31 protein-coding genes are annotated in these 26869 nt (G+C 41.1%); 13 read left to right on the top strand and 18 right to left on the bottom strand.

What is annotated here, in order from left to right:
- Nucleotides 1–840 precede the first annotated feature (840 nt).
- The 3 genes from QNH36_RS12775 to QNH36_RS12765 form a co-directional block, all read right to left on the bottom strand.
- A complete protein-coding gene (locus QNH36_RS12775; protein ID WP_144481120.1) occupies nucleotides 841–1584 on the bottom strand; it encodes a hypothetical protein in 744 nt (247 codons plus the stop codon).
- Nucleotides 1585–1599: 15 nt separating this feature from the next.
- Nucleotides 1600–2178, bottom strand: a complete 579-nt coding sequence (locus QNH36_RS12770; protein WP_144481118.1) for a C39 family peptidase — start codon at nucleotides 2176–2178, stop codon at nucleotides 1600–1602.
- A gap of 278 nt (nucleotides 2179–2456) precedes the next feature.
- Nucleotides 2457–3374: a hypothetical protein gene (locus QNH36_RS12765; RefSeq protein ID WP_251540181.1), complete on the bottom strand. Its 918-nt coding sequence runs from the start codon at nucleotides 3372–3374 to the stop codon at nucleotides 2457–2459.
- Nucleotides 3375–3443: 69 nt separating this feature from the next.
- On the opposite strand from QNH36_RS12765, the gene QNH36_RS12760 reads away from it, so the two are divergent.
- Nucleotides 3444–3674, top strand: coding sequence for a hypothetical protein (locus tag QNH36_RS12760; RefSeq protein ID WP_251540179.1), 231 nt, complete (start codon nucleotides 3444–3446; stop codon nucleotides 3672–3674).
- Here QNH36_RS12760 and QNH36_RS12755 read toward each other — a convergent pair.
- Nucleotides 3671–4144: an Hsp20/alpha crystallin family protein gene (locus tag QNH36_RS12755; protein ID WP_186326885.1), complete on the bottom strand. Its 474-nt coding sequence runs from the start codon at nucleotides 4142–4144 to the stop codon at nucleotides 3671–3673. The two genes, QNH36_RS12760 and QNH36_RS12755, sit on opposite strands and share 4 nt — an antisense overlap.
- 67 nt (nucleotides 4145–4211) lie before the next feature.
- Here QNH36_RS12755 and QNH36_RS12750 point away from each other — a divergent pair, with 67 nt between their 5' ends.
- Both QNH36_RS12750 and QNH36_RS12745 read left to right on the top strand, forming a co-directional pair.
- Nucleotides 4212–4457: a hypothetical protein gene (locus QNH36_RS12750; RefSeq protein WP_285847867.1), complete on the top strand. Its 246-nt coding sequence runs from the start codon at nucleotides 4212–4214 to the stop codon at nucleotides 4455–4457.
- Nucleotides 4458–4469: 12 nt separating this feature from the next.
- Nucleotides 4470–4703 (top strand): hypothetical protein, encoded by a 234-nt coding sequence (locus tag QNH36_RS12745; RefSeq protein ID WP_144481110.1) that lies wholly within the window; start codon nucleotides 4470–4472, stop codon nucleotides 4701–4703.
- Between the two features lie 240 nt (nucleotides 4704–4943).
- On the opposite strand, the gene QNH36_RS12740 is transcribed toward QNH36_RS12745, so the two are convergent.
- Complete coding sequence (locus QNH36_RS12740; protein ID WP_251540177.1) at nucleotides 4944–5504, bottom strand: flavin reductase family protein; 561 nt, start codon at nucleotides 5502–5504, stop codon at nucleotides 4944–4946.
- A gap of 133 nt (nucleotides 5505–5637) precedes the next feature.
- On the opposite strand from QNH36_RS12740, the gene QNH36_RS12735 reads away from it, so the two are divergent.
- Nucleotides 5638–6858 carry an MFS transporter gene (locus tag QNH36_RS12735; RefSeq protein WP_251540175.1) on the top strand — a complete coding sequence of 407 codons (1221 nt, stop codon included), beginning with the start codon at nucleotides 5638–5640 and terminating at the stop codon, nucleotides 6856–6858.
- A gap of 46 nt (nucleotides 6859–6904) precedes the next feature.
- Here the strand turns inward: QNH36_RS12735 and QNH36_RS12730 are convergent, their stop codons facing one another.
- Complete coding sequence (locus QNH36_RS12730) at nucleotides 6905–7864, bottom strand: nucleoside hydrolase (protein WP_251540174.1); 960 nt, start codon at nucleotides 7862–7864, stop codon at nucleotides 6905–6907.
- A 221-nt stretch (nucleotides 7865–8085) separates the two neighbouring features.
- Here QNH36_RS12730 and QNH36_RS12725 point away from each other — a divergent pair, with 221 nt between their 5' ends.
- Nucleotides 8086–9312 carry an MFS transporter gene (locus QNH36_RS12725; protein WP_283903602.1) on the top strand — a complete coding sequence of 409 codons (1227 nt, stop codon included), beginning with the start codon at nucleotides 8086–8088 and terminating at the stop codon, nucleotides 9310–9312.
- A gap of 67 nt (nucleotides 9313–9379) precedes the next feature.
- On the opposite strand, the gene QNH36_RS12720 is transcribed toward QNH36_RS12725, so the two are convergent.
- On the bottom strand, nucleotides 9380–9943 hold the full coding sequence (locus QNH36_RS12720) for a class I SAM-dependent methyltransferase (RefSeq protein ID WP_144481102.1): 564 nt from the start codon (nucleotides 9941–9943) through the stop codon (nucleotides 9380–9382).
- Between the two features lie 213 nt (nucleotides 9944–10156).
- On the opposite strand from QNH36_RS12720, the gene QNH36_RS12715 reads away from it, so the two are divergent.
- Nucleotides 10157–11398, top strand: coding sequence for a dicarboxylate/amino acid:cation symporter (locus QNH36_RS12715; protein ID WP_251540169.1), 1242 nt, complete (start codon nucleotides 10157–10159; stop codon nucleotides 11396–11398).
- Nucleotides 11399–11482: 84 nt separating this feature from the next.
- On the opposite strand, the gene QNH36_RS12710 is transcribed toward QNH36_RS12715, so the two are convergent.
- Nucleotides 11483–11674, bottom strand: a complete 192-nt coding sequence (locus tag QNH36_RS12710) for a YbxH family protein (protein WP_144481098.1) — start codon at nucleotides 11672–11674, stop codon at nucleotides 11483–11485.
- 237 nt (nucleotides 11675–11911) lie between these two features.
- Between QNH36_RS12710 and QNH36_RS12705 the strand changes: the two genes are divergently transcribed.
- Nucleotides 11912–12556 (top strand): SDR family oxidoreductase, encoded by a 645-nt coding sequence (locus QNH36_RS12705; RefSeq protein ID WP_251540167.1) that lies wholly within the window; start codon nucleotides 11912–11914, stop codon nucleotides 12554–12556.
- A gap of 111 nt (nucleotides 12557–12667) precedes the next feature.
- Here QNH36_RS12705 and QNH36_RS12700 read toward each other — a convergent pair whose 3' ends face one another.
- Complete coding sequence (locus QNH36_RS12700; protein ID WP_251540166.1) at nucleotides 12668–13717, bottom strand: mechanosensitive ion channel family protein; 1050 nt, start codon at nucleotides 13715–13717, stop codon at nucleotides 12668–12670.
- A gap of 181 nt (nucleotides 13718–13898) precedes the next feature.
- Between QNH36_RS12700 and QNH36_RS12695 the strand changes: the two genes are divergently transcribed.
- Entirely contained in the window at nucleotides 13899–14225 is a 327-nt protein-coding gene (locus QNH36_RS12695; protein WP_251541213.1) for an Mpo1-like protein, read from the top strand.
- Nucleotides 14226–14273: 48 nt separating this feature from the next.
- On the opposite strand, the gene QNH36_RS12690 is transcribed toward QNH36_RS12695, so the two are convergent.
- The 4 genes from QNH36_RS12690 to QNH36_RS12675 form a co-directional block, all read right to left on the bottom strand.
- A complete protein-coding gene (locus QNH36_RS12690; protein ID WP_283903601.1) occupies nucleotides 14274–14990 on the bottom strand; it encodes a YebC/PmpR family DNA-binding transcriptional regulator in 717 nt (238 codons plus the stop codon).
- A 242-nt stretch (nucleotides 14991–15232) separates the two neighbouring features.
- Nucleotides 15233–16228 (bottom strand): LLM class flavin-dependent oxidoreductase, encoded by a 996-nt coding sequence (locus QNH36_RS12685; protein WP_283903600.1) that lies wholly within the window; start codon nucleotides 16226–16228, stop codon nucleotides 15233–15235.
- A 3-nt stretch (nucleotides 16229–16231) separates the two neighbouring features.
- On the bottom strand, nucleotides 16232–16513 hold the full coding sequence (locus tag QNH36_RS12680) for a DUF3219 family protein (protein ID WP_251540163.1): 282 nt from the start codon (nucleotides 16511–16513) through the stop codon (nucleotides 16232–16234).
- Nucleotides 16514–16592: 79 nt separating this feature from the next.
- Nucleotides 16593–17384: an alpha/beta fold hydrolase gene (locus QNH36_RS12675; protein ID WP_144481088.1), complete on the bottom strand. Its 792-nt coding sequence runs from the start codon at nucleotides 17382–17384 to the stop codon at nucleotides 16593–16595.
- A gap of 161 nt (nucleotides 17385–17545) precedes the next feature.
- Between QNH36_RS12675 and QNH36_RS12670 the strand changes: the two genes are divergently transcribed.
- The gene (locus QNH36_RS12670) at nucleotides 17546–18691 is read left to right on the top strand and encodes a glycosyl hydrolase family 18 protein (RefSeq protein WP_251540160.1); all 1146 of its coding nucleotides are present in this window, start codon (nucleotides 17546–17548) and stop codon (nucleotides 18689–18691) included.
- Nucleotides 18692–18790: 99 nt separating this feature from the next.
- Nucleotides 18791–20851, top strand: coding sequence for a metallophosphoesterase family protein (locus tag QNH36_RS12665; protein WP_283903599.1), 2061 nt, complete (start codon nucleotides 18791–18793; stop codon nucleotides 20849–20851).
- A 19-nt stretch (nucleotides 20852–20870) separates the two neighbouring features.
- Here the strand turns inward: QNH36_RS12665 and QNH36_RS12660 are convergent, their stop codons facing one another.
- From QNH36_RS12660 to QNH36_RS12640, 5 genes are all read right to left on the bottom strand, one after another.
- Nucleotides 20871–21140 carry a hypothetical protein gene (locus tag QNH36_RS12660; protein ID WP_144481082.1) on the bottom strand — a complete coding sequence of 90 codons (270 nt, stop codon included), beginning with the start codon at nucleotides 21138–21140 and terminating at the stop codon, nucleotides 20871–20873.
- 131 nt (nucleotides 21141–21271) lie between these two features.
- On the bottom strand, nucleotides 21272–21541 hold the full coding sequence (locus QNH36_RS12655) for a DUF1292 domain-containing protein (RefSeq protein ID WP_144481080.1): 270 nt from the start codon (nucleotides 21539–21541) through the stop codon (nucleotides 21272–21274).
- Between the two features lie 71 nt (nucleotides 21542–21612).
- Nucleotides 21613–22527 (bottom strand): CBASS cGAMP-activated phospholipase, encoded by a 915-nt coding sequence (locus QNH36_RS12650; RefSeq protein ID WP_283903598.1) that lies wholly within the window; start codon nucleotides 22525–22527, stop codon nucleotides 21613–21615.
- A 123-nt stretch (nucleotides 22528–22650) separates the two neighbouring features.
- Nucleotides 22651–24111 carry an alanine/glycine:cation symporter family protein gene (locus QNH36_RS12645; protein ID WP_283903597.1) on the bottom strand — a complete coding sequence of 487 codons (1461 nt, stop codon included), beginning with the start codon at nucleotides 24109–24111 and terminating at the stop codon, nucleotides 22651–22653.
- A 943-nt stretch (nucleotides 24112–25054) separates the two neighbouring features.
- Nucleotides 25055–25921, bottom strand: a complete 867-nt coding sequence (locus QNH36_RS12640) for a dimethylarginine dimethylaminohydrolase family protein (protein ID WP_283903596.1) — start codon at nucleotides 25919–25921, stop codon at nucleotides 25055–25057.
- Nucleotides 25922–26089: 168 nt separating this feature from the next.
- Between QNH36_RS12640 and QNH36_RS12635 the strand changes: the two genes are divergently transcribed.
- The 3 genes from QNH36_RS12635 to QNH36_RS12625 all read left to right on the top strand — a co-directional run bounded on the left by QNH36_RS12635 (nucleotide 26090) and on the right by QNH36_RS12625 (nucleotide 26791).
- The gene (locus QNH36_RS12635; RefSeq protein ID WP_283903595.1) at nucleotides 26090–26233 is read left to right on the top strand and encodes a hypothetical protein; all 144 of its coding nucleotides are present in this window, start codon (nucleotides 26090–26092) and stop codon (nucleotides 26231–26233) included.
- A gap of 12 nt (nucleotides 26234–26245) precedes the next feature.
- Complete coding sequence (locus QNH36_RS12630; protein WP_283903594.1) at nucleotides 26246–26392, top strand: Fur-regulated basic protein FbpA; 147 nt, start codon at nucleotides 26246–26248, stop codon at nucleotides 26390–26392.
- 75 nt (nucleotides 26393–26467) lie between these two features.
- Entirely contained in the window at nucleotides 26468–26791 is a 324-nt protein-coding gene (locus QNH36_RS12625) for a MerR family transcriptional regulator (protein WP_283905414.1), read from the top strand.
- Nucleotides 26792–26869 lie beyond the last annotated feature (78 nt).

The raw sequence follows: 26869 nt of genomic DNA, 5'->3' as shown, positions 1-26869 counted from the left end.
AAACCGAATTGATATCTGATAGAGATCAGGCAAAAAGATTGTATCTAAATTGCTAAGGATAACTTTTGACGTGTTAAATACGACGAACCTACAATTATTTCAAAATCCATAAACAGTATTATTAATTTTGTCTAATGAAATCTTAAAGACAAAGTTAAACAATTTTTGATTCTGTCTCACTGATTTGAGTATACTTAGGTATTGAGATAAGATTCTAGATTATACATGGAACTTCCGAGAATTTATGTTATGTAAACTAGAAATAACTCATTGTTGTATGGGGGCTTATCCCTTTAAGTTCCTGTAATAATGCATATGTTGAACTACGTCCCTCTTTGTTCCTCATAATCATTCCTCTCCTTTCGTAAGGTTATCGTTTCATGTTTTGGACGATAATTCTTTCGTTTCAGCCAACAATTTGTTTCTTGTTCACATTAAAATTCCAGGAGGTCTTTTTATGATGGTCACTGAAGCTCGTGATGAATTTTAAATGTACCTGCAAGTCGAACGGAACTTTTCCATGAATACCATCACTAGTTATGAACTCGATCTATTGATAGTTCGAGGAATTTTTAAAACAGCATAACCGTAACCGTTCGCAGCAAAATCGAGGATTTCAATCCTTCGACAGTCCGCCGGTTCATCCAAGAACTGGTACTGAAAAGGAATCATTATTTTGACAAAAGAAACCGAAAGTAATAATTGAAAGTACGTGAAAAATACGGTCTTATCCATGCAGTATAGTTCTTTTGTTGCTAAATTAAATTGACAAATCCTTCTCTCCTTCCAGGGAATAAAAAAGAAAAGCCCATCCATTGGACAGGCTTTTCATTTCATTGCTTATTTAACTGCTTTCAACTTTCGGTTTTTAATCACAAGATAAGCACATGCAGCACCGAGTACCGCAACAGCACCGTAAAGTGTATATAAGAGATTGTTGTTTTCCGGATTATACTGCGCCAGTATGCTGCCCTTTGCACCATCTTGGCCTGTATCTGTGCCGACCTTTCCCTCATACATATCAACTATGACAGACTGATAATCTTCAATGGATTTCTCCTGTGTCTTAAGGAGGTCTTTGCCTGCCTTATTTAAACCCTTTACCTTTTTCCCGTTATAAACAAACCATAGTTCGTTTTCCATATTATAAAGGAGGCTTTCGTTTTCCTTGATTTTCGCCAATTCCTTTACATCCTCGTATGGATAGCCGAATATTGCCAGATCATAGGCCCCTGCCTCATTTAAGTATGTAGAGATTGCGTTGACAGGCTTTCCATCCTGGTATACGACAGAGATATATTCGTTGGCATCCACGATGCCTTCGCTTCCTTTTTTCTTGCCGACATAGAAATCCTTACCCATCACATAGATTTTCAGCAGTGGGCCGAATGTGATGTTTTCGGATGGAGTAAAATTGAAACTTCCCGGCGTATCGCCTTTTACTGTGTCCAAAACAATGTTCTTGAAATGAGTGTCTGCAAAATCTTGAGCACCTTTAGGAATTTCGGTTTCCGCAGCGCTCGCATGAAAAGAAGTAAATAAAATGCTTAATAATAAAGTGCAAACCATCATCAGTTTCTTCATTGTGAATCCCCCTTTTTAGTCGTACATTCCTACCCTGGTGTCATCCCAAGAGAAGGTTGCATTACTCACAAAATATTTGTAGGTAGTTTTTCTCGGGGTAGTACCCGATGTGCCGACATCCGACCATGTTATATAGTCCGAGCCGGTGCCGTTGTCATCATAACCGTATATGACCGCCTGATGACCGACTGTAGCACCACTTGACCAAACAATCCTGGTCAGCATTGGCTGTTGTTTTTCAACCTGACTTTTAACTACGGAGTAACTCACAATGTCGCCAACTGTGTATCCAGTGGCTGCAAAATATGCCTTAGACAGGATGCGTGTAGTTTCTAATTCCAATGAACCCGTAGCATCGTAACAAGTGGTGGTTGCCTTCCCCCATTTAAAAAATGTACATTGGGTAGTCTGTCTATCTCCCGTGTGGTAATATACAATCGATTGTGCCGTAGCCACCCAGCACCAATTATCCTCTTGCTGATTGTAAATTGGAACGTACAAAGTTCTGGCAGCGGCTTCCGTTTTAATAGAGCCGGCACTTGCGAATATGCTCAATACCAATACGAGACTAAGCAAGACCTTCATTACTTTCATTTTACTTCCCAACCCCTTATTCTGTAATATTTTTAATATGACAAAACCTGACAATACTCGACATTGTCCTCACCTGTCCTTACCCCCTTGCTATTCTTTCGACTAAATAAATGCTAAAACCCTCCAGATATGTAATTTTTTTCTGTAAACGGATGTTGGGAAATTTTTTTGCAAATAAAAAAGCCCACCCATAGGGGAGATTCATGTGAATGGTTGATGGTTTCCTTCAAAAGTTTTTTTCGAATTATATTTTAAAATTACAGCCTGTCATAACCCAATTAGAGTTCGTCATCTTTAGGATTGCTATCTTCCTTTGCTAAATCCCTTTCAGCCTCAAATTCTTCTTTCATTTCCTGCATTGACTCCTTTGCTTCTTTACCTTGCTCGATAACTTCCTCAGGAATGGCCCCGCTTCCATAAGTCGCGCCTATGTTCAACTGACCGCCAAGTTCTTTAATCCCAAGCTGGGCAAAGTTATTGTTTAGCTCATACTTATCGAGATAAACTTTCTCAATTTTGATTTCTTGATAAATAACCGATGATGGACCTTTTTCAGGATTGGGTTCTTTTGAAAAAGTAGATTCTGTGTTTTTGTTTTCATCAGCTGTTTTGTGGTTCTCTTTTATCATTGAAAATTCTTTTTTTAATTCATCAAAATACATTTCAAGCTGGGATACTTTATCGTTCCATATCTTCAGTTGCTGTTTGTAGGGCTCTAATTCCTGGTATATAAGCTGTGTAAACCATTTTGCTATATTTTCACGTTCAATGTTTTGTACTTCATGTTTCACCAGCTGCAAATCCTGATGTTTGACCACTGCTTCTTCAAGACGCTTAATTCTCTGTTCCATCTCCTCTATCCTTGTCCATTCTGAGGAAGCGGATATTTTTCGATTTTCACCATCCACTGATCGGTAAACTGGCTTGTTTTGATTGTCTTTTTGGATTTTATCAGAATGATGATCTGTATTTTTGCCAGACTTCCCCGTTTTGGCTGCTGTCCAGTCCTGGTTTTGTTTATCTTTTTCTTTTAACTCATAAAGCTTAAGTGTTTTTTCCATCTCTAAGATTCTTTTAAAATGCAGATCAACCGTCTTGAGTTTTTTTACTTGTGAATCGAGGATATCAACTTTCTTAATCAGGTTCTCTATGTTTACATCTTTATCAACTGGATTGAATAACCTTTTTATAGGCATGAAATCGGCACCACGTTTCCTTCAGTAATTTAATTTACAACCACTCTTTGGCAGAAAGGATGAAAGATTATGAAGTTTAAACCAACGGAAATTAATATTGGCAGCTTTAAGTTGAATAGTTTTACTTCTGGAACCATTTCCACACAAAAAACGGTCCAGCAGCGTATAGTGATGAATTATAAATTTACACATGGGTGGGGTGAGCAATCTGGTGATATGGCACCGGCTTCAGGGGAAGTTAATATTATACTGGATGGAGACTTAATTGATAGTGATTCTGTTAAAAAAGCCACGAGCTAATCAATTGATATATATTCCTCATTTTTCAAATATTTATAGTAGCTGATTTCCAGGAGTCCATTTTGGAATTTTGCATTCAATTTATAATCCATTGGCAGTTCTGGAAGTTTCAATACCCGTTCGAAGTTGCCATACTTCCTCTCCTTCTGAATCGGCTTTAAACCGTAGGCTGGAGAGTTGATGATACATCGGATGACTAGCCTATCGCCTTGTAAAGAAAGCCTGACATCCTCCTTCTGCACACCTGGGATATCAACTAGGATGAATACCTGATCATCACTTTCTAAAATATCAATTGCGGGATAATCAACAGCAGGAGAATTCTCTTTTTTTCCTTCAGAAGGGTTTTCTGTTGAAGCATCAGCCATAAATTGCTTGGCATAGTCATGATCAAATATCTGGTTCCAAAAATCCCCTCCTTGGACCTTTTGGGCCATTTCCATCCATTCCTTCAATTTGTGTAAATCCATAGCGCTTCCTCCTAAACATAATACTGGAGCCAGGGGCATATATTGATTTTCATAAGGGGGAATCTTCATGGCCACACCTGCTGTTAATATTAATATTTTTATTTTGAAAATTAATTCCTTCGAAAATGCTTCTGCTGTCAATATCGGACAAAACCTGCTAGCTGAATGGCAAAATTCGGACAAAAGAAATCAAGGTTATGGGCAGAGCTATGGAGATGGCAGTGCTTTTGTCGGCAACCGGAATTTTGTTGACGACAGGGATCAAATCGATTCGCCATCCAGCTTCGAATCAAACGTGCCAAAGATATTTTAGAGGAGGGATAATTTGATATTCGCACCTTCAGTGACGAATGTATTTGCCATTAAAGTCAACGTAATGGACCGTTCTTCACAGATTTCTTTTGGTTCAATCCAACAGGCAGATGTATTTCTGTCAACAAAACGAAATCAGGGATTTGGAGAGCAAAATGGGGATTTGGCCCCTGTAAACTTTCCTGTAAATATTGTGAACGATCCAGATCTGTCGGAATCTAACAGTGTGAAAAATAGCGTGGTATGACATATATTTCCCTGCTTATGCAGGCCTTGCTTGTTGCTTTTTTTGGTTATAGAACTTTTGCACATCAAGTGCTTTTGCAGTCTGCAATCATGCCGAGAGTCTTAGAAGGGTATGTCGTCAATTTAAAAAAAGCTTGTGGGCAAAGTCGTTTTCAAATAGACAATGTCTCAAGCTTTTTTTATTTTCTCATTAAATAGGACTTTATTTTTTAAAACGTTAAGTTCTGCATTCCTATGGTCATTATTCTTTTACTGTATGTGTAACAAACTGGGTATCTTTATCAACCTTTGCATATGTAGACCTTCCTATATATAGAGGAATCGATAGCTTCTCGAAATCTGGCAAACCATTAGCAAGAAATTTCTCATCATCCCGGTAAAATCGAACGATATTTGCCACAAACCAGTCATGGTCCCCATATGTATGGCGATCGATCACTTCACACTCATACGCAATATAAGCATCCTTCAGTACTGGTGAATTTGTAGCTGAACCATGGTGGAAACAGATGTTCGATTTTTCGAATTTGTCGTGTTCGGATCCAGAATATACACCCGCTTGTTGTATGAGCTCTGCTTTTTCAAATGGGACAAAATTAATGGCGAATTTTCCGGCCTCTTTTACCAATTGATACGAATGACGCTCACGGCCGATTGCAACTCCGTAAATTGGCGGATCATAAGAAATATACGTGTGCCAGCCAGCTGCCATTATATTGTGTTCTCCCTTATGGCTCACCGATACGAGTGCGACCATCCCTGGATAGCTATGCATAACGGTTTGATTGACTCTTTGAATCATGATCTAATTTCTCCTCTTTATTTTTAAGCATATTATAACAAAAAACTGAAATTTCGTATTGCTAAGTAAATTCAAAATCCTTAAAATAAAACACAGCGACTTACTACCACGCACGGGTTAAGGGAGACTTCTAATGAACCGCAAAGTTTTTCTGTATGTAAAAGCATTTTCGGATCTCGGCACTTTTATGGATTTAATTGCTATCAATGTATTAATGTATATTGCAACTGGAAGTCCTGCCTGGCTTGCTGCCACAATGGCATTCCGGACCTTAGGCGGTGTCCTGTCGAGCTTATTTTCAGGTGTCCTTGCAGACCGTTTTGACCGGAGGAAAATCATGATTTGGACCGATATTTTTCGGGCAGTCATCATTCTTAGCTTAATCCCCTTCCCTAATCCGGTTATGATCCTGATTGTATGCTTCCTGATCGGTTTGACAAGCAGCTTTTTTGCTGTAAGCTACAGTGCCGAAATTCCACAAATATTCGGCCAGGATAAGGTCCTCGAAACGAACGCGCTGATTTCAAGACTGACATCGATCAGTCTCGTATTAGGGTTCATTGGAGCAGGAATGATAACCGATTTTCTTGGATACCAGATTACCTTAATCATCGACGCAGCCACATATCTGTTATCAGCAGGCGTTCTTATCAAAATGAAATGGCAAACAACTGCGTCAGTCGGTACAGATCTTATAGCGTCTGGAGTGAAAGAAAAAGTATCACAGATTGGCAAAGACTTAAAAGAAGTATATTCTTTCATTTTATCTGTGCCGATGTTGTTATACATAAACATCATATTTCTCGTCGGTTCATTCGCCGGTGCCTCACATAACCTGGGAATTCCATTGTTGGCTGATGCAATTGTTACCAGTAAGCAAAGCTTAATATATGGACTGATCTGGGGCGTCTGGGGAATAGGTTCTGTATTGGCCAGCATGCTTTTGCCGAGGATGAATTTTATCAAGGGAAATCGCTTGTATCGTACCTATTTTGTTTCAGCAATCTTGATGTCAGCTGGCTTCATAACCTTTCTCTCGAATATAAATATTTGGGTCGTACTGATGTTTGCTTTCTTTACGGGAATCTTTGATGCATGCTTTACGACCTTGCATGCTACCATTCTTCAGCAAACAGATAATTATATTAGAGGAAGAATATTTGGAGTCGGCATGCTTTTGAAATCACTGGGATTTGCGCTAGGGTTTTTGGTTGCACCTATCCTGCTAGAGGCTCTTTCACTGGCAAAAATGGTCTGGATTTTTCATGGAACATTGATTATCTCCAGCATTCTAGTGATCCTCATTTCAAATGCCGGCCCAAGGAAGTATAAAGAAGTAAAACAGGGCTTATGATTCCTCGCAAAAGAACTCCCTTTTACTCTAAGGGAGTTCTTTTGGTTTATCCTTTAGTTGTCTTACTCCCCATAAAAATAAGGGTGAAATCTTCGATGAAAGCTGGTATGTCTGCCTCCATACCGATCCAGTCCAGGTCATCTTCCGGTTCAGGTGCTGGTTTCGGTCTGAAGTCGGCCATGCTTTTCCCTTTGGCGCGGCCGAACAATTCGACGGTAACCCTTCTGGGCAGATATTTGACGAGGTTTTTATTCACGAGAGCACTTAAAGTGATCACATCATGCAGTGGTGCTCCCAGTATGCCAGGTACGTTCTCTTTATATGCTTCAAAGTAATAATCGTATACAGGTTTGATGAGCTTTTTGAAAGGGGAATGGCTGTTTTCAGCAAGGTAGTCGATTACTGCAGGCGGGATAATTGCTTTGTTGGTAATGTTCAAAGGATGCAGGAATACATTTCTTGCCTTTTCCAGCACCTGATTGGCCGCAATCGGGTCTGCATAAAAATTTGCCTCGGCTTCTGCTGTGACATTTCCGGGAACAAGGAATGCTCCCCCCATGATGTAAAAAGCATTTACGGTTTTGAAAGCATCCTTTCCATATAGGATGAATGGGATAGCCAGTTCCGTTTGCCTTCCGACACCGACAATCACTAAATTATCTGGGTATTCATTCACAATATCCAGGATTTTATCAATATCAAATACCTCTACCTCTCCCAAATCCTCTGGCGGCCTGATTGGGCCAAGACCTTCTGGGCCATGGATTTCTGGATAAAAGGTTGCCAGTTCACCGGATAATGGTCCTGAAGCGCCTGCGATGATTGGTATTTCCTCTCTTCCGCCAAGCTGCAATAAATAGGCAGTATTATTAATTGCCTGTTCCTTTGTGATGTTTCCATAACCGGTTACAACACCTACGACATTGAGCTGAGGATGCAGCAACGCATACATCAGTGCCAAAGAATCATCCACCCCGGAATCCGTGAACAAAAGGATATTAAACATGGCTCACCTCCCTCTTTCTCATTGACCATATTTTATTATATTCTATCCCTTCATTGTTTCATTCTCTTTTTGAATTATGCTTATATTTCTTTATGTAAACGGGTTTTGTTCTTTATTGAGAAGGTATGCTGAATGTACTGTTTTTACTTGCTTCTATTGCCTAATGAGAAGCAAAATCGTACAATCCATCTCGTGTGAATTTTTTGAGAGGGGAAAAAAGATTGAAATTTAATGGAAATGAGAAGTGGAGCATCTATAACGGACTTGCTTCCACCGCAGCTACTAATATGGTCAACGGGTATATTCCTTTATTCGCCATCAGTGTTCTTGGAGCCACAAACCAGCAGATAGGTCTGATTGTCTCCCTTCCTTCAATTATAGGAATGCTTGCATTGATTCCGGGGGCCATTTGGCTGAACCGCGTACAAAGCAAAAAGAACTTTGCGGTCATTTCAACGTTCGTTACCCGCCTACTATTCAGCTTGATTCTTTTCGTTCCATTTCTCGGGAATCCGTATGCAGCATGGGCGCTGGTGATCCTTATCGCTTTGCTTAACTTCCCTGGTGCGTTATCTGGACTGTCATGGCAATCCATGATCGGTGACCTGGTACCCGAAAAGCGGAGAGGAGAATTTTTCAGCTCACGAAATAGATATAACACGATTGCCGCAATGGCTGTAACATTCGGTACCGGAGTTTTCTTGCAACAGTTTGATAAAGATAATGCTTTTCCTTACCAACTTTTATTTATTGCTGCCTTTCTGTTTGCGGCAGCAGAAGTTTTTTTTCTTATTAAACACAAAGAACCTGAAAGAATAAAAAATGAAGAGAGACTAGAAGAAAAAAGAAAGAAGCTGTCACTTGACCTATATAAGCACAAACCGTTTTTAGCGTTCATCATATCTGCTTTGTTGTTCAATTTTACTGCCCAGATGGCATGGTCTCTCTTCAGTATCTATCAAATTAAAGAGGCAAACGCGACGGCACTATGGTTAAGCCTTTTTTCCGTTACTAACCAGCTGGCACAAATCATCAGTATAAAATGGTGGGCAAATGCCGCAGACCGGCGTGGAAACAGCTTCGTATTATTCATCGCCGCAGCAGGTATGGCAACAGCACCTGCTTTAACTATACTTTCAAGTAATCTTGTTTATTTAACTTTGATCAACCTGTGGATTGGCTTGTTTGTATCTGGAACCAACCTGCTGTTATTCAACCAGCTCCTTAAGGCATCACCGGAAAAAGGCCGCACGAATTATATTGCCAATTATAACTTCCTGCTTTCAATCGTTGGATTCATTGCCCCGCAGGTGGGAGTCATGCTTCTTAATGGACTTGGCATGGCTGCGGCCATGAATCTCATCTCGCTATTCAGGATGGCTGCCGCGTTCTCTTTCTTGTTTGTTGCCTTAAAACTGGAACGGAGAATCATAGCAGAATCTATTTAACTTTATATCCTTGAAAAAGCAGAAACAGGTATTTAACTGATTTCTGCTTTTTGATTTTTAGCCATTGTTATATTGCTGGTTTCTGGCAAAAAATTGTCTGACGTCCTTCATGCTCGTTTTCCTCAAAATAAAGAACTCTCCAGTCACTGAATTCTCTCAGCAATTCATTTGATTCCAGTTTGTATCGATTCGCAATATTCGGGTTTCCTGAAGAGCCATTTTGAAAAAAGGTTTCTATGAACAAATAACCATCTGCTTGGATCAATTCCTTCATCAGTGGAAACAAAGAACGGTCCAAATAATAGGTCAACACCACAATATTATATTTCATTCCCGATAAAACCGATTTTTCTTTCGTGAGATCGGCAGTTTTAACCGTAATATGCAGCTTTTTGCCAGCTGCCCGCTCTTGAACAAAGTCAACAGCAACGTCCGAGATATCAAATGCTGTCACTTCATAACCCATTTCTGCAAGGAAAATGCTGTTGCCTCCAAGGCCACAAGCAATGTCGAGCGCTTCCCCTTCGCTTAAATACCCTGACATCATTAGTAATCTGTTATTTGGTTCAGGTGGTGCATTATCAGTCAATCGATTCGTGTATTTTGAATTCCATTTTTCTTGTGAATCCATTAGTTATCCCTGCTTTCAAAAATTCGAGTTAACTCGAATTATACTATATAAAATCTTCTGCTGTTTTCACATTCCATTAATAAAATAGTCTTATAATATAGCGGAAAATATACAAAGATTAGGCATACTTTGAATATGACTAAATATTTATAATTATCAGTTATTTTAGTAAGCGCTTTCATTTTTTATTACATTTTATTAGGAGGAGATGGAATGTCACTCACTCGTAAAATCCTTTATGGTATGGGGCTTGGTATCATTGTTGGCCTCATTTTTAACCTTGCCTTGCCAGGTGTCTTCGAAAGCGTAAATAGTTATTTATTTGTGCCTCTGGGAAAGATTTTTGTCAATTTAATTAAGATGCTTGTTGTTCCGATTGTCATTGTTTCACTAATACTAGGGACAGCGGGAATCAGTGATCCAAAAAAGCTTGGCAGAATCGGCGGCAAAACGATTGCTTTCTTTTTAATCACTACTGGAATTGCTTTGGTTTTGGCGATTGGCATGTCTCTGCTTGTGCAACCTGGTTCAGGCAGCTTCCAATTGGATGGCGCCAACTTTGAAGCTGCTCAGGCTCCGCCGGTGATTGAAACTTTGTTAAATATTATCCCGGCCAATCCTCTTGGTGCAATGGTAGAAGGCTCTATGCTTCAGGTTATTGCTTTCTCGATTATCATTGGTTTTGGAATATCAAGAGTTGGCGAAAAAGCTGCCGGGTTGACCAAGCTTGTTGAACAGGCAAACGAGGTCATGATGTATTTGGTTCAGGCAGTCATGAAATTTGCGCCATATGGAGCTTTTGGTTTGATTGCTACAGCAATCGGCAGCCAGGGACTGGATGCCATTGCAGCCATGGGTAAATACATGTTTGTGGTACTGTTTGTATTGTTGCTTCACATGGTCATCGTCTATGGATCGGCTGTATCTATGCTTGGAAAATTGAATCCTCTTAAATTCTTTAAAGAGTTCTCCCCTGCTATGATTGTTGCCTTCAGCACTTCAAGCAGTGCGGCTACCCTGCCGATTTCGATGAAAACCTTGCAAAACAACCTAAAGGTTTCTAAAAGTGTCAGTGGGTTCGTTCAGCCGCTAGGTGCGACCATCAATATGGATGGAACTGCCATCATGCAAGGGGTTGCGACCATCTTTATTGCCCAGGTCTATGGTGCGGAATTAGGATTTGGCCAGCTATTGACGGTCATTTTGACTGCAACACTGGCAAGCATTGGGACAGCTGGAGTCCCTGGAGTAGGATTGATCATGCTGTCTATGGTATTAACATCAGTCGGTTTGCCGGTTGAAGCCATCGCTTTAGTCCTTGGGGTGGACCGTCTCCTTGATATGTGCAGGACAGCAGTTAATATTACCGGGGATGCTGCCTGTGCTGTGTATGTCGCACGCTCTGAAGGGGAAACCTTAGGAGAGGTTGAAATCGAGGAAAATGTAACAGCATAATTTCTGAACTTTAATGAAACAGCTGCTCTTTAATTCCGGGCAGCTGTTTTTATATTGAATATCTTCCATACCTTGATGTTTCCCTCATAGTTCATGTTTTTCACAATAATCATCAACTAACTTCTCAATCTTATCTGGTTCCGGTTTTTCACCTTCAAAAGAAAATGTAATTTCCTCGATAAACGCCCCTTTATAATAAACATGAATAGCTCCATCTTGGCTGATCACACTATATTCAGGTTCGAATACATAGCCGCTTCGTTCTATTGCACCCATCTTATCTCCCTCCTGCTTCGTTTCCTTCTTTGTATTCCCCATTGAATAGTGATAATACCCCTTATTTAACCTTTATCATCAAAAAGTGCCCATTCCTTTTACATTCCTGATTAAAGGGTAGATTATATACATGTGCTAATACAGTCCGTAATGTCATCAATAAAGCATAGTACGCCGACGCTTTTACCAGGCAAAAGTTTTATTAAAACGAATTCTGCTATTCAAGGAGGTAACTTGATGAAAGTACTTGTCGTAGGTGCAAATGGACAGATTGGCAAACAGCTTGTCGGTCTGCTTAATGAAAGTAAAGAATATGAAGTTAGAGCAATGCTTAGAAAACCAGAACAAACTAAGGAGTTTGAACAAAAAGGTGTAGAAACAGCAATCGCCAGTCTGGAAGGTACTGTTGAGGATATCGCGTCTGCATTAAAAGGATGTGATGCGGTCGTGTTCGCAGCAGGATCGGGAGGCCATACAGGATTGGATAAAACCCTTTTAGTTGACCTGGATGGTGCCGTTAAGACGGTAGAAGCTGCAGAACAGGCCGGAATCGAAAGGTTTATCATGGTCAGTGCCCTGCAAGCCCACAAACGGGAAAACTGGTCTGAAGCCATCAAACCTTATTATGTTGCAAAACACTATGCAGACCGGGCATTGCTGCAGAGCAGCTTGAATTATACCATCATCAGGCCGGGCGGATTGCTGAATGAAGCAGGAACTGGAAAAATAAAGGTTGCTGAGAACCTGGAAAGAGGTACAATCCCTAGAACTGATGTAGCAAGAACCATCCTGTCATGCTTGAATGAGGAAAACACATTCAGAAAATCCTTCGATTTAATATCAGGTGATACAGATGTTGCAGAAGCACTAAAAACTCTATAAACAGAAAATGAAAAAGAGTTTACCAGCCTGGTAAACTCTTTTTTGCGGACAATATTTTATTCTCCTTACATCATTTGTTATTTGCGTCTGAGGTCTCTTTTAATTTAAAGATCAGTTACTTTCAATTACCTGAAACGTCATACTCGGCAGCTGGATCTCATTTTCCATGAAAATTGCTGCGATCATATGCCTTAATTTACTTTCGATTTGTTCTTTAATCTCAAAATTCACAACCGGAATTTCAATCAGAAATTCCAGAGCCTTACTGCGAAAATCAATAAAACGAATATCAGGTTCAGGCTGATCCAGAATCCCCTTCTCCCCATCCTTGATTTCCCTTACGGCCTCTTCGAGAAGAGCCTGTACTTTATGGGTATCTGTCCCATACGCCACGCTGACCTGAACCTGGGCCATCATCCTGGCACTTGTGCGGTTCTTGATGATTTGTTCGATGAAATACTGATTGGGCACAATCAATGTGCCTTCCTTGGCTGTGCGGATTACTGTTGACCTTAAGCGGATTTTTTCAACACGCCCTATTTTATCATTGATTTGAATGACTTCCCCCACTTCAATTGGTCTTTCAAAAAGAATAATAATACCTGATACAAAGTTGCCGGCAACATTCCTCATCCCAAACCCAATCCCTATGCCAAGAACACCAAATACAGCACCGATGGCAGTCAGGTTGATGCCCACACTTGTAAGACTTATAGCCAGTGCTGCAAACATGACGATATAATAGATGATTTGATTAAATGTATAGCCAAGGCCCCTGTCCACTCCGTAATAGTCATAAACGGATGACAGAATATATTTATTGAATAACTTAACGAGTCGGTGCGCAAGCGACACAATCAAGAAGGCGATGACAATCAGCAGGATTGTGACATCGATTTTACCATTAGTGTATAGCGTATAAAAAAGCCAATCAGTTTTAGGTATGGTCAGCAATAACAAAATAATGATGCCATAAAAGGTGATCCAGTCTGCCATGGAATCGATGATCGGCAATGCTTGTTGAAAAAAGCGTGATTTTTTTGCCGCAGAAAACTGGACTGCTTTTTTGATAACCCAATTGAATATAATGATGATCACCAGAATAACGGCAAGTCTGATGATTTCTTCACGTGAGATGTCCCTGATAAAAGTATCTATCATGTATACCACCTGTCATTTCAATATATCTGTCTATTCCTGAAAATCAGGGGGATTAAACTTACAGGGATTTAAGTGTTGACTATCAATTACATACTCAATCATAGAAATCAGGACAATAAATTTAGAGGAATTTTCATTCGGAAATAGAAATATATTAGTAATTATTTTTTGGAGGTTTATGATGGAGTTTAAAAATTATGAAGAGTTCTGGCCATTTTACTTATCACAGCACAGTAAAGCTTCAACAAGAACATGGCACTTTGTTGGAACTACTTTCGTTTTTGTTTTTGTCTTAGCAGCTCTTTTTACCAGGAATTTGTGGCTGATTTTGCTGGCGCCTGTAACTGCCTATGCTTTCGCGTGGTTCAGCCATTTTTTTATTGAAGGGAACAAGCCAGCTACTTTTGGCCACCCTGTCTGGTCTTTGCGTGCTGATTTTCGCATGTACCGGTTAACTTTATTTGGGAAACTGGCTGAGGAACTTGTTAAACATAAGAAGGCAGGATGAACTTTACACAAAAACAACCCATTCCATCAGCGGAATGGGTTGTTTATATTAATCAAGATCTACGTTATGATAAACCTGCTGAACATCCTCTAAATCTTCCAAAGCATCAACAAGCTTCTCGAACTGGGCTAGTGAGTCCGAATCAAGGGTGACATCATTTTGTGGAAGCATCGTCAATTCGGCAACAGTGAAATCTGTAATGCCGGCATTCCTGAAAGCTTCCTGGATAGCATGGAATTGTTCAGGCTCGCCATAGATAATGACTGAATCTTCTTCCTCAAGGATATCACGTGCATCCACATCAGCTTCCATTAAAATTTCCAATGCTTTATCGGCTGACTTTCCTTCAAAACCGATTACCGCTGTTTTATCGAACATGTAGGAAACCGATCCGGCTACTCCCATATTGCCGCCGTTCTTGCCAAAAGCAGCGCGTACATTGGAAGCAGTACGGTTTACGTTGTTTGTGAGTGCATCAACAATGATCATTGAGCCGTTAGGACCAAAGCCTTCATAACGAAGCTCATCATAGCTTTCTTCTCCTCCGCCCTTGGCTTTATCAATTGCACGGTCAATAATGACTCTTGGTACATTATATGTTTTCGCTCTCTCAAGAACGAATTTCAGAGCCTGGTTCGATTCTGGATTCGGCTCACCTTGCCTGGCTGCAACATATATTTCCAATGCAAATTTAGAATAAACCCTGCTGGTATTAGCATCCTTGGACGCTTTCTTTTCTTTGATGTTGTTCCATTTACGACCCATAATCCCACTCTCTTTCAAGTTATATCAGTTAACTGCATGCTAAAGGTACTAGATTACAAGCCATGCAGCGTTTCACAAATAATATTATACCTTAAAAAGGGAATTTGTTAATAGGGAACTATCTCTCTGCTTCACGAGGAATTTTAGTGTAGATGATCTCGCGAGCCCCGTTCACCCAAGATGAATCAGTTCATTACACTTTTATCCAGTTGATTGCAGGAGAAAAACTCTATAAAAGTTAATTACTCTAATAACTCTTCTGCAATTAATTGATAAGAATTCAGACGATCCTGTGGAGAATATGTAATGGTGATAATCATGATTTCATCTGTTTTCGTTTGTTTCTGCAAGTCAAGCAGTCGATTTTTTACATCTGCAGGATTTCCAATGATCATCTTTTCTCGCATCGCTCTTAGCTCTTCCTTTTCTGTGGCTGAGAGAATAAAATCTTTTGCCTCAGCAATTGATGGCACCCCAGTTAATCCCTCCCCATTTTTCCTCTGGACACTCCAGCACAGGGAACTTAAAGCAATCTCTTCCGCTTGTTCGTTCGTCTCAGCACAGATCGCCGAAACAGCTAAGATTGTCTTTGGTGATTGTATGCTTCCTGGCTGAAAAGAATCTTTGTAAAGATTGACAATTTCCACGGCATCCTTGTCGCTCATAAACATCCCAAATACATATGCCATTCCATGCTCTGCAGCCAGCAGTGCACTTTTCTTGCTTATCCCTAAAAGCCATGGTTCCGGAGAGATTTCAGGAAGAGGCGCAGCCTTGATTTTAGCGAGTTCGCTTCCACCAGGGTGATCATTATGGATAAAATGAAGTAAATCCTTCAATGTTTCAGGCATATTCCATACATTCTGGAGGAAATGATCAGATAATGCATTTGTTACTTCCGCAGAGCCGCCTGGTGCACGGCCAATCCCGATATCCACCCGGTCTGGGAATAGGGTTGCCAGCATATTGTAGATTTCCGCCACTTTATACGGTTTATAATGTGGCAGCAGAACAGCGCCGGACCCAATACGGATCCTGCTTGTGCTGGCACCTATATAAGGGAGCATTACTTCAGGAGCCGGACAGGCCAACCCCGTCATATCATGATGCTCAGCAATCCAGTAGCGAGTATATCCATACCTCTCTGCTGTCTGTGCAAGCAGGACGGATTGCTCCAATGCTTCTCTGGCTGTCTGGTTACTTGAGACTGGTGCCTGGTCAAGAATGCTTAATTTCATGGTTTAGTTTTTCACCTCCATCAATGCTAATTTAAATTGACCCACCTGCCCGCTTGCGTACAGATTTGTAACCGAAGTAGAGTACTCCACAACTTTTCCGCGAAAGGAAGGGTAACCTGAAATATTTATATCAAATTCGCCCTTATATAATAAGGTAGTCACATCATGGTACCTTTCACTAGTCACCGGAAATTCTACTGAGACTATGCGAAGTCCGTGCTCACGTGAATGTTCAAATTTACGGATCTCGATTGGAAAGCCATCTAAGACGATTTCTTTTACCAATACCAACACTCCCTGCTATTCAACTCTTATGTGTTTACAAAAGATAAAGCCTGTCCTAAACGGGCAGGCTGATAGGCATTTATAGTTTGGCAAGGAATACGTTCATTGCCCTCACCAGATCCTGGGGCTGTTCATACATGCTCATATGTCCGCTGTTTCTGATAATGTTTTTTTGGATATTTTGTCTATCAACCGTAAATGTTTTCTCTGGTGGAACGATTTGGTCGAGTTCACCAGCAACCAACAGCACCGGAAGCCCGGTCTCTTCCAGCACATAATTCCGGTCCGGTCTATTTTTCATCGCAGTCAGTGCACTCACAAGCCCCTTTACAGAAGTCTTAAGGCCGATATTGACTGTCTCTGCAATTTCATCCATATTCAAATCAAGGTTATCAGGCGAAAAGAGCTTTTTGGATAGTCCATCGATAAATGAACCCGGACCCTCCTCCAGTATTTTTTTCGAATTTGTGTCCCTGCCTTTTTTAGCTTCGTCAGTGTCAGGATTTCCTGTGGAATGGATCAGTGAAAAACCGTTTAAGTATTGAGGATAAAGCTCGGCAAAAGCAAGAGTAATATATCCGCCAAGTGAATGTCCAAACATTGTTACTTTCTTAAGCCCTAAATGATCAAGAAAGTCTTTTATCACATCTGCCATATCCTCAATGGAATAACTTTCCTTCCCCATGCCGGATCCTCCATGTCCAGGGAGGTCCAAAGCAATCACCCTGTTCTCTTTGGCCAAATCAGGAAGGACTTTGTCCCAATACTCTTTCCCGCCGGCAAAACCATGAATAAGGACAATCGGTTTTCCATTTCCCTCATCATAAAAACTGATTTCTGTGTCTGCTGCCTTTATTTTTTGTGTATTCATTCCAATCTCTCCTATCTTTTATACTAATTAGTTTATTCCCTGAAACACATTTACTAATCTATACGTTTGATATTTATGTATTTAGCCTGATATTACCACAGCATCAATGACGCTTTCTCTGTTACAATTTTAAAGTTGACAAAACCCAGGAGGATTCCTAAATGAGAAAACGTTCCCTGTCCATATTGATTATCATGATAACCTTCATAGGAGGGTTTTTATCAGGCGCAATATTTGCCAATAAACAACAAAACAACGAGAAAGCGTCCAGTTCTCCTGTCACATTGTCGTCCAAAACAGCCGCTGTGAAAAAAACACCTGAGAAAAGACAGGACGCAAAGGTATTGATCGGATATGTTCAGGACTTCCGTAATCCTGCTGAAATCGATTACCAAAGCCTGACCCATGTCATATTTTCGTTTGCTCACCCAACTGCTGATGGCAGGATTTTATTAAATGGAGATCAGGCAATCAAAAATTTGAGGGCAATCGTGGACAATGCAAGTAAGCACGAGACAAAAGTCATCCTGGCCATTGGTGGCTGGTACCATATCAATGGCGGAGAATCTTACGATTATTTTAAGGCGGCCATTTCAACTCCTGCTTCAAGAGAAAAACTAATACATGAGCTTGTTAGTATTGCAGAAAGAGAGAATCTCGATGGAATTGACATCGACTTTGAGCATCCCAGATCAGCAAATGATGCCCAATATCTTGCTGAGTTCTCTAAAGATTTGAGTGCACAGCTAAAACCGATGGGCAAAGAACTTTCAATCGCTGTAAACGCCAAAGTGCACAGCGTTACAGGGACTGAAATTCACTCTGTTGTCTTTGAGCCCGAGATGTTCGGATACTTTGACCATGTCAATTTGATGGCATATGATGGTCAGTGGGATGGAGAGTACAACGCAGCGAATCTATCACCTTTCACCTATTCCGCAAATATAGTAAACTATTGGACCGCTTTATTTGATTCACATGGCTTTTCCAGAGAGAAACTTGTCCTTGGAGTCCCTCTTTATGCACAGCCTGAAGACCCTTCGGCAAAGCAAATCTCATATGAAGCACTAATTGATCATGCCCTTGAGAATGCGGGCAAGGATCAGGTCAATTTAAATGGAACCACATACCATTATAATGGGCATTCCACTTTGAAAAAGAAGACAGAACTCGCGCTTTCTGAGCAGTTGGGCGGTATGATGCTCTGGGAAGCAGGACTTGATGCCCCCGGAAATCAAAGTGCAGCCAAACTGATTGCTAATGAATTATTGGAGCATCAAGACGCTCGTTATTATACAAGAAAGTGAAAAAGCCTTAAAAGGGCTTTTTTTGCTTTAGGCTGTTGGACACCGTTCTGAACCTGCTTGAATAAGGTAGCAGTAAAGAACTGAACGGTGGTGCAAGCGATGAAGTTACCATTTATTTTGTCTGGCCCAATCCTAAGGAGGGTTGAACCAACATCCCTTTACATTTGGATTGCTTTGAGCCGCCAAATCAAGATGGACGCTCAATTATTTCAAATCAATCAGGATACCTATATCCCTTTGGATATCAATACCGAGACAAAAACTTTCAAAGCTGGCGAGCAGTTATATATTTACCTGATTAAGATTTCACCGAGAAGGACTCCTTTCCCTTCCTGCACTCTCCTTGGCTATAACTTATTTTTTAAAAAAGACGCGATGGTCCGTGATCTGGGAAACTATGGCCTTCTTACCAAGGAACATAGCCGATCAATTGTATACGGGAATCTGAAGTATCCAGCATTTTATATCGATCATGAAAGCCTGCCGACAAATTTGCTTTATGGCTCCTGCCGAAAGCCCCATGGCGTTGGCGAAGATGCTTTGATTTCAGCAGACTTCCTTGTGGAGGAAAAACATCTGGATCATTCACAACGGCCCAATGGATTATTTTTCATGGGTGACCAGATTTATGCCGATGATGTTGCGGACCCGCTATTCCCGATTCTATCGGTACTTTCATCCGAATTAGTCGGTCATCGTGATGATAGTAAATTATCCGATTTGATTCCTCATGTTTTGCATTCCCGGCTTTCTAAGGTAAATGCACGGCAATTCCTGATTGAACATCTGTCAAACTTTTCAACCGGAAAAGGTGATAACCATTTAATCACATTCGGAGAATATGCAGCAATGTATTTAATCAGCTGGAGCCCGGAAATCTGGGAATTCATCCAGGAAAACGATCTAATCCAATCCTTCAGGCAAATTATTGATAATAAAAAGCTTTACTTGAAATTCGAGGGTGAACCGAAAAAGCGGGAAAAGGAGCTTTCCAGGCTGGAAGCCAGATATGAGGAACAAATGGAACAGATCAGGGAATTCATTGTATCTATATCAGCGACCAGAAGATTGATGGCGAACATACCAACCTACATGATCTTTGATGACCATGATGTAACGGATGATTGGAATATATCCGAAAAGTGGACGGCGACGGCCAGGAATTCACCGCTGGGCAAATATATTATTGGCAACGGATTGGCGGCTTATTGGCTGTTCCAGGGCTGGGGCAACGACCCTAAAAGCTTTGACACAACTTTCCGTAATAAAATCGAAAAGTATCTCGGGTCTGGAAACATGGAATCACAGGATTATAAAGTAGGACTGGATTTTTTATGGGACTATCACTCCTGGCACTTCATTGCTCCAACTGTTCCTAAAACTGTTTTCCTTGATACGCGTACACAGCGTGGTTTCGATCCAAGACCCAGAGCGGTTAAGCTTGGAAGTTTGATGGAGGAGACAACCAGGACACCTTTGCTGATTTCTGAAAAAGGCTGGCAAAGCACGACCGAAAAACTCCTTATTAGCGGGTGGAATAAGCGTACTCCTTTGAATATTGTCTCCCCAACTCCTGTTTATGGAATGGGACTGATTGAATCCTTCCTCCATAAATATGTATATCCTTTCAAAGTATTAGGATTCCCAGTACAGACGTCATTTGATTTTGATGGATGGAAGTATAACGGCAAAGGATTTCATTCATTCCTTTCACAAGTTTCCAGCTGGAACCCAAGTTGCGTCATTTTACTGTCTGGGGATGTCCACTTCTCTTCATCGGTAAAATCAGAAGTCAAGCTTAACGATGGTAAAATACATTCTTTCTATCAGTTTACGAGCAGCCCCGTCCATAATGAAAGTTTTACTGGGATATGGGGTATTTTAATGAAGTCGGTACTGTGGCTCAACGCTCAAAAACGAAAGGAACAATCGCTGTACCGCAGCTGCAGCGAGACCTACAGCATGAGCCTTACCAAAGATAAAACAGAAATCCCGAAGCAAAATCTATGGGAAGAAACGATTAACTACTACTCATTCCAAGACGGCAGCATTGCCGAAACAAAAAACTCAATCGGCTATCTTCATTTTGATAAAGCGTTACCTGAGAATACCTTGCTTATGGTTGCGGAACCGATATCGAATGATGAAAATTTATTGTGAAACCGATTGTATTAGCGTGCTATGAACCTATTTCTTCAAACTCTTTTATCTTCTCTAGCCGCTCTACCAGCACCATGCATTTTTTATCCCCAATTTCATATATATACATTTTGTGGCCGTGCTCTTTTAGGAGCTTCTTGAATTGAATTTCGCCCGATAAATCATATCCCTTGGCCAAATCAGTGATCTTTTTGAGGATTTGCTCTCTGCTTGGTTCATTTGTAGATGCTATTTTGATAGGAATCGGTATTCCCTTGATTTTAAAGGTTACGAGGATGACGCTATCCAATTGTATCAACTCCTTTAAAAATCAATTCGACAGACGCGAATGATTTCCTTCTATTTACAACTTTTTTACGAACGTACTTCCTATGTATATATACCAAAAAAGGAGAGGAGCTTAACCTCCCCTCCTCCCCGTTATTCTTCTTCATTCATCATTTCATCAAAAGCTGCAGAAACCTTTTCGAATTCCTCATCAGATTCGATGGCAGCAAAATCTCCATCTTCGTCGAGCTTGAGAAAAAAGATATCAATGTCTTCGTCAGATTCCGTTTGCAGGTCGTCAACAAAGCTTACAGCTGCATAATCAGATCCGTCTATGTTCAACGTACCGATTACTTCGACCTCCTGCTCGATATCGCTTTCGTCGCTAATTGTAAAAACTTCACCAACTTCAATTTTTTCCATTATGGTTCCTCCTCTAAATTGTAAAAATAGTATACCCAATGAAGGATGGCTCATTCTGTAAAACAAATGGTCTAATTCTCAGAAAGAAAGGCTGTGATTTGCCCTTTGTTTGACTCAAATACCTGCTTTCCCAGTTCCTTTAATTTTTCCGTATAAGTAAAATCATCAAAAGGCACTTCCTCAGACAACTCTGTATTTAAGCGGAGATAATGGTCACGCAGCAAAAGCCTGCAGTGATAGGAAACGGATTCAGAGGATAAGTCCATTGCCAGATCCAAGAGCTTAGGTGTTACCTTAAAGGATGGAAACTGGAATGGCAGCCACTGACGGATTCCCCAGTATTTATTCTCCTCCATCGTAAAGTCGATGTTCTGCTGGCCTGTCCCGATCGAGAGGATAAGTATTTCCTCCAGATCGATTTTAAAATGATGTAATGCCTCAGTCACACAAACCAATGATGGATTATTTGCCCACAATCCCCCATCAATCGATAAGTATTGATTGTTAACATTGTTTGGAGGAAAATAGATAGGCGCCGAACAAGATGAAAGAACAGCATCCCATAGCTTGATTGAAAGTTCATTTTCCGATGAATAACCAAAGTCTGTTCGATGGACATAGGGTTTTCCATGGGTGATATCAACAGCAGGAATCAACAAAGGCTTTTGGATTTCTCCAAGGGTAAGGTCTTTGAAGGCATGCTTCAACAGCCTCCTTAAATAACGGTCACTGTATACACTTTTAAAAAGGCCTACCTTTGATTTTTTGACGAAAATCTTTTCCCCATAAATCTCGTACCTTTCCATCAACTCTCCCATTGATGTATTCAAAGCAACTGAAGCGGCAATGATGGCCCCTGTGCTGGTGCCCGAGATCACATCAAACAGCTGGCCAACAGGCTTGCCGAATTCTTCTTCAATAGCCTTCAGGATGGCAATTGGGAATACACCTCTAATACCGCCACCGTCAATGCATAACAATTTCATGATAGTCACCCGCTACATCCTTGATACTATCATCCTTCCCATTCCACCAAAACAATATGAATAAACCGGATAGACTGAAAGAAGAGCTGCCATTGATCAGGCAGCTCTTCCGAAAAATCAGTATTATGATACTTTTTCTTTTTCATGGTTGAAGGAATATTCTTCTTCCCAATATTCAGCATTCTTAATACCGAGCTTTTTGGAATTGAAGACCGGATCAAGCCCTTGCTTTTTCTGTTCCTCATAGTCCTTCAAAGCAATCAGTGCCGGCTTTGCAAGCAGGACGATAGCAATCAGGTTGAGCCACACCATCAATCCGAGACCAGCATCTCCCAGCGCCCATGCAAGTGACGCTTCTTTCACAGCACCGTAGAAAGTTGCTCCAAGGATGACGACTTTAAGGACAAACATCGGAACCTTGCCATTTCTTCCTCTGAGAAGATAAGCGATGTTTGTTTCAGCCATATAATAATAGGCCATGATTGTTGTGAAAGCGAAGAAGAATAGCGCTACAGCAACAAATTCTGCACCGAATCCAGGAAGAACAGCATCAACAGCAGCCTGTGTATATCCTGGACCTGCCTCTACGCCTTTCAAGTTTTCGACGATGAATGAACCGTCAGCGCCAACAGTGTTGAACATGCCAGTGAACAGGAGCATGAACGCTGTAGCTGAACAAACAAATAAGGTATCGATGTAAACAGAAAATGCCTGGACAAGACCTTGTTTTGCCGGGTGGGAAACCTCAGCCGCAGCAGCTGCGTGAGGACCTGTACCCTGTCCAGCTTCATTGGAATAAATACCCCGTTTTACACCCCAAGCAATCGCGCTGCCCAAAATACCGCCAAAAATGGAGTCAGCACCGAAAGCACTCTTGAAAATCAAAGCGAAAACAGCGGGAACTTCGGTGATATTCATTCCTATAATGATAAGAGCAACAAGAATGTACCCGATCGCCATAAATGGAACAGTATATTGGGCAACCGTAGCGATCCTTTTAACGCCGCCAAAAATGATAAAACCCAACAGAGCGATGATAACTAAACCTGAAACTGATTTGTTGACACCGAAAGCATTCTCAAGGCCAAGCGCAATCGAGTTTGACTGAATTCCTGGCATTAAAAGAGCCATTGCAAGCAAGGCCGCAACAGAAAATACAATCGCAAACCATTTTATGCCAAGACCTTTCTCGATGTAATAAGCAGGACCGCCTCGATAAAGACCATCTTGCTTAACCTTATAAATCTGGGCTAATGTTGATTCAACAAAAGCGCTGCTCGCCCCGATAAACGCAATTGTCCACATCCAGAAAACCGCACCAGGTCCACCCATTGCAATCGCAGTGGCCGTACCAGCGATGTTACCAGTTCCTACACGGCCGGATAAAGCGATAGATAAGGCCTGAAAAGATGAAACGCCCGCATCGGAACTTCTCCCTTTGAACATAAGTGTAACCATGTCCTTCAAGAGTCTTACTTGTAAAAAACGTGTCAGGATGGAGAACACCAGGCCAATTCCCAAAATGATATAAATGACCGGGTTGCTCCACAAAATGCCATTGAGCCAAGAAACAAAAGCTTCCAAATGAATCCCCCTTTACTTGTTTGATTTCTTTCTATTTTGAATTATAAGATAATTGGGCGCAAAGGACAATCAAAAACTGATGTTTCACAGCAAACTATTTTTTGGTCTGTTATAAATACAGGATTTGACAGCGCTTGCAGTAGTTATTTCAAACAAATATGGAGCAAGTTGGGTTGGACAGTTGTTCGATTCAGACAACTTTTCACCCGGGAGCAAGAATTCTATCCGAAGTAGCCCTGAGTTCGGACAGTTTTTCTCCTGCGACGACGAAAGCTGTCCGAAGTAGCCCCGAGTTCGGACAGTTTTTCTCCTGCGACGACGAAAGCTGTCCGAAGTAGCCCCGAGTTCGGACAGTTTTTCTCCTGCGACGACGAAAGCTGTCCGAAGTAGCCCCGAGTTCGGACAGCTTTTCCCCTGCGACCACAAAAGTTGTCAGAAGTAGCCCCGATTTTGGACAGCTTTTGGTCTGCGAGCACCAAAGTTGTCCGAAGTAGCCCCAAGTTTGGACAACTTTTCACCTGCGAGCACCAAAGCTGTCAGAAGTAACCCCGATTTCGGACAGCCTTTCCCCTGCGACGACGAAAGCTGTCCGAAGTAGTTCCAAGTTCGGACAGCTTTTCCCCTGTGACCACGAAAGCTGTCCGAAGTAGCTCCGAGTTCAGCCACTTTTCACCTGTAACCACGAAAGCTGTCCGAAGTTACCCCAAGTTCGGACAGCTTATCCCCTGTGAATACGAAAGCTGTCCGAAGTAGCCCCGAGTTCGGACAGCTTTTCACATGCGACCATGAAAGCTGTCCGAAGTAGTCCTGAGTTCGAACAACTTTCGCATGCAATCACCAAAGCTGTCCGAGTTACCTTTTTTAAATGAAAAAAGCAAATGACGATTGCCACCTGCTTCAGAGTGATTTTCTCATAACATAACAATAACTTAGGGGATTAATCCTAATGTACATTCCTCTCACGTAAAATGGGCAATGAGCAGCAGCGGAATGAGCCTCCGGATTTAATAATTTCAGTAATATCGACTTCGATTATTTCGAATCCTTTACCCCTGAGTTGCTCATTCACGCCTTTATTCACTGGCAGACTGAGAATCCGTTTGTTTCCGATGGCCAGCACATTGGTTCCTAGAGTGAATTGTTCCTCTTCGCTGACATCAATCAGGTCATAACGGGAGCTGAATAATTGAATGTCTTCGTCTGTCAATGCTGGGCGATAAATCAATGCTACTTCAGGTGAGACGACGTTGAAAACACAATCAAGATGAAGGTACTCAGCTTTGAAGGAAATAGCTCGCACGTTTAAGTTCGGGAGCAATCCCTTAAGGTGGTCGGCCGCCTGCTGGTTGGTTCGATTGCTCAGGCCCACATATACGGTGTCCTGGTCAATGACTACATCGCCACCTTCGATCTGATCACCGAGCAGATTATAATAGGAGATTTCTTCATCCTCTAGCCACTGTTTCAAGACATCCTCCTCACCTTTTCGGACGTCGCTGGCCATATCTGCTACAAAAATTGTTTCACCAAGTGTAAATCCGATATCCCTTGTGAAGACTTGCTCCGGGAATTTTTTATGGTACGGGAGCAGGATGACCTCTACGCCGTAATTCTTTAATGTATTCACAAATTCATGATGCTGCTCCAAGGCAACTTCGATATGTATGCCTTCATCCTTAAAATGTTTTTGGGTTTCATTTATGACTTCGCGGATGGTCATATATTGTGGCTGGCAAAGAATGACTTTCTTAAGTACGTCATATTCATTAAAGATAAACCCTCTATTTTTTGGCTGCGTATTCTGTTCCATCACTACTCCTCCTTATGGACAAATCATCATTATAGGTTTTCCGGTTCGCACGCAATTCATTACTTATGCCGTTAAAATCCCTGTCAGATATCCTTCCGAACTTAATGACTGCACAAAAGTTATTCGTTAAGATGAATCAAATTACTTAAAAGAAATGAGGAGATTTCTATGGACGGACAGAGGGAATTGGGTTTGGCGCAATTGATTGTCATGGTTGATCTTTTTCGCGATGAACTGTATGAGCAGCTTTTGAAAAAAGAAGGCATGCGGGCGTTAGAAATCCTGCGTGAAGTTCAAAATGACTATTTTTAAGGGGGCTTCTCTGTGTCATTACATTTACGGACAGCTGTTGATAAACTCAAAGACCATTATATCCAGCATTTGATTAAAACAGGGCTTTCGAAAGAAACTGAAAATGAATTAAAGAAATTAACCCTAACAGAACTGAAAAATTTAACCACTGGGCGTTAGTTCTTCGAGTTTTTATTTACAAAACATCAAGCCGTGTGAGAAAATATAACATAAAAAAGAAGTGTGGTGATCCTCCTGGCTGCCGATTCTTCCTATAAAGACAAAAAAGTCATTGCAATCGGGATTGTTAGTGAACTAACTGGACTTTCAGAACGTCAAATACGTTATTATGAAGAAAGAAAATTAGTTTTTCCTGATCGAACTCCAGGCGGGAGCAGAAGATATTCATTTTCAGATGTAGAATTATTGGTAGAGATAGCCAATAAAATTGAAGACGGTGTACAGACCTATGAAATCAGGCAGGAAATGGTGAAGCAAAAGAAACGAAATGAAGCAGAAGAACATAAGAAAATGATCCAGGGACAAATCAATGCCCGATTTGGTATAAGTAAAAAATGATGACCTTCGTAAAAGAAGGTTTTTTCTTTTGTCTCAAAAACCATGTGAGGTTACCTGACATAAATGTGGTTTCATCTT

Origin of the sequence: Mesobacillus sp. AQ2 (assembly GCF_030122805.1) — a bacterium.
GTDB classification, from domain to species: domain Bacteria; phylum Bacillota; class Bacilli; order Bacillales; family Cytobacillaceae; genus Mesobacillus; species Mesobacillus oceanisediminis_A.
This window is presented reverse-complemented; position numbering and strand designations above follow the sequence as displayed.

Coding starts and splice junctions, on each gene's coding strand:
- QNH36_RS12775 (WP_144481120.1), bottom strand. CDS start 1,584: ATGAAGAAACTGATGATGGTTTGCACTTTATTATTAAGCATTTTATTT.
- QNH36_RS12770 (WP_144481118.1), bottom strand. CDS start 2,178: ATGAAAGTAATGAAGGTCTTGCTTAGTCTCGTATTGGTATTGAGCATA.
- QNH36_RS12765 (WP_251540181.1), bottom strand. CDS start 3,374: ATGCCTATAAAAAGGTTATTCAATCCAGTTGATAAAGATGTAAACATA.
- QNH36_RS12760 (WP_251540179.1), top strand. CDS start 3,444: ATGAAGTTTAAACCAACGGAAATTAATATTGGCAGCTTTAAGTTGAAT.
- QNH36_RS12755 (WP_186326885.1), bottom strand. CDS start 4,144: ATGGATTTACACAAATTGAAGGAATGGATGGAAATGGCCCAAAAGGTC.
- QNH36_RS12750 (WP_285847867.1), top strand. CDS start 4,212: ATGGCCACACCTGCTGTTAATATTAATATTTTTATTTTGAAAATTAAT.
- QNH36_RS12740 (WP_251540177.1), bottom strand. CDS start 5,504: ATGATTCAAAGAGTCAATCAAACCGTTATGCATAGCTATCCAGGGATG.
- QNH36_RS12735 (WP_251540175.1), top strand. CDS start 5,638: ATGAACCGCAAAGTTTTTCTGTATGTAAAAGCATTTTCGGATCTCGGC.
- QNH36_RS12730 (WP_251540174.1), bottom strand. CDS start 7,864: ATGTTTAATATCCTTTTGTTCACGGATTCCGGGGTGGATGATTCTTTG.
- QNH36_RS12720 (WP_144481102.1), bottom strand. CDS start 9,943: ATGGATTCACAAGAAAAATGGAATTCAAAATACACGAATCGATTGACT.
- QNH36_RS12715 (WP_251540169.1), top strand. CDS start 10,157: ATGTCACTCACTCGTAAAATCCTTTATGGTATGGGGCTTGGTATCATT.
- QNH36_RS12710 (WP_144481098.1), bottom strand. CDS start 11,674: ATGGGTGCAATAGAACGAAGCGGCTATGTATTCGAACCTGAATATAGT.
- QNH36_RS12705 (WP_251540167.1), top strand. CDS start 11,912: ATGAAAGTACTTGTCGTAGGTGCAAATGGACAGATTGGCAAACAGCTT.
- QNH36_RS12700 (WP_251540166.1), bottom strand. CDS start 13,717: ATGATAGATACTTTTATCAGGGACATCTCACGTGAAGAAATCATCAGA.
- QNH36_RS12695 (WP_251541213.1), top strand. CDS start 13,899: ATGGAGTTTAAAAATTATGAAGAGTTCTGGCCATTTTACTTATCACAG.
- QNH36_RS12690 (WP_283903601.1), bottom strand. CDS start 14,990: ATGGGTCGTAAATGGAACAACATCAAAGAAAAGAAAGCGTCCAAGGAT.
- QNH36_RS12685 (WP_283903600.1), bottom strand. CDS start 16,228: ATGAAATTAAGCATTCTTGACCAGGCACCAGTCTCAAGTAACCAGACA.
- QNH36_RS12675 (WP_144481088.1), bottom strand. CDS start 17,384: ATGAATACACAAAAAATAAAGGCAGCAGACACAGAAATCAGTTTTTAT.
- QNH36_RS12670 (WP_251540160.1), top strand. CDS start 17,546: ATGAGAAAACGTTCCCTGTCCATATTGATTATCATGATAACCTTCATA.
- QNH36_RS12665 (WP_283903599.1), top strand. CDS start 18,791: ATGAAGTTACCATTTATTTTGTCTGGCCCAATCCTAAGGAGGGTTGAA.
- QNH36_RS12655 (WP_144481080.1), bottom strand. CDS start 21,541: ATGGAAAAAATTGAAGTTGGTGAAGTTTTTACAATTAGCGACGAAAGC.
- QNH36_RS12650 (WP_283903598.1), bottom strand. CDS start 22,527: ATGAAATTGTTATGCATTGACGGTGGCGGTATTAGAGGTGTATTCCCA.
- QNH36_RS12640 (WP_283903596.1), bottom strand. CDS start 25,921: ATGGAACAGAATACGCAGCCAAAAAATAGAGGGTTTATCTTTAATGAA.
- QNH36_RS12635 (WP_283903595.1), top strand. CDS start 26,090: ATGGACGGACAGAGGGAATTGGGTTTGGCGCAATTGATTGTCATGGTT.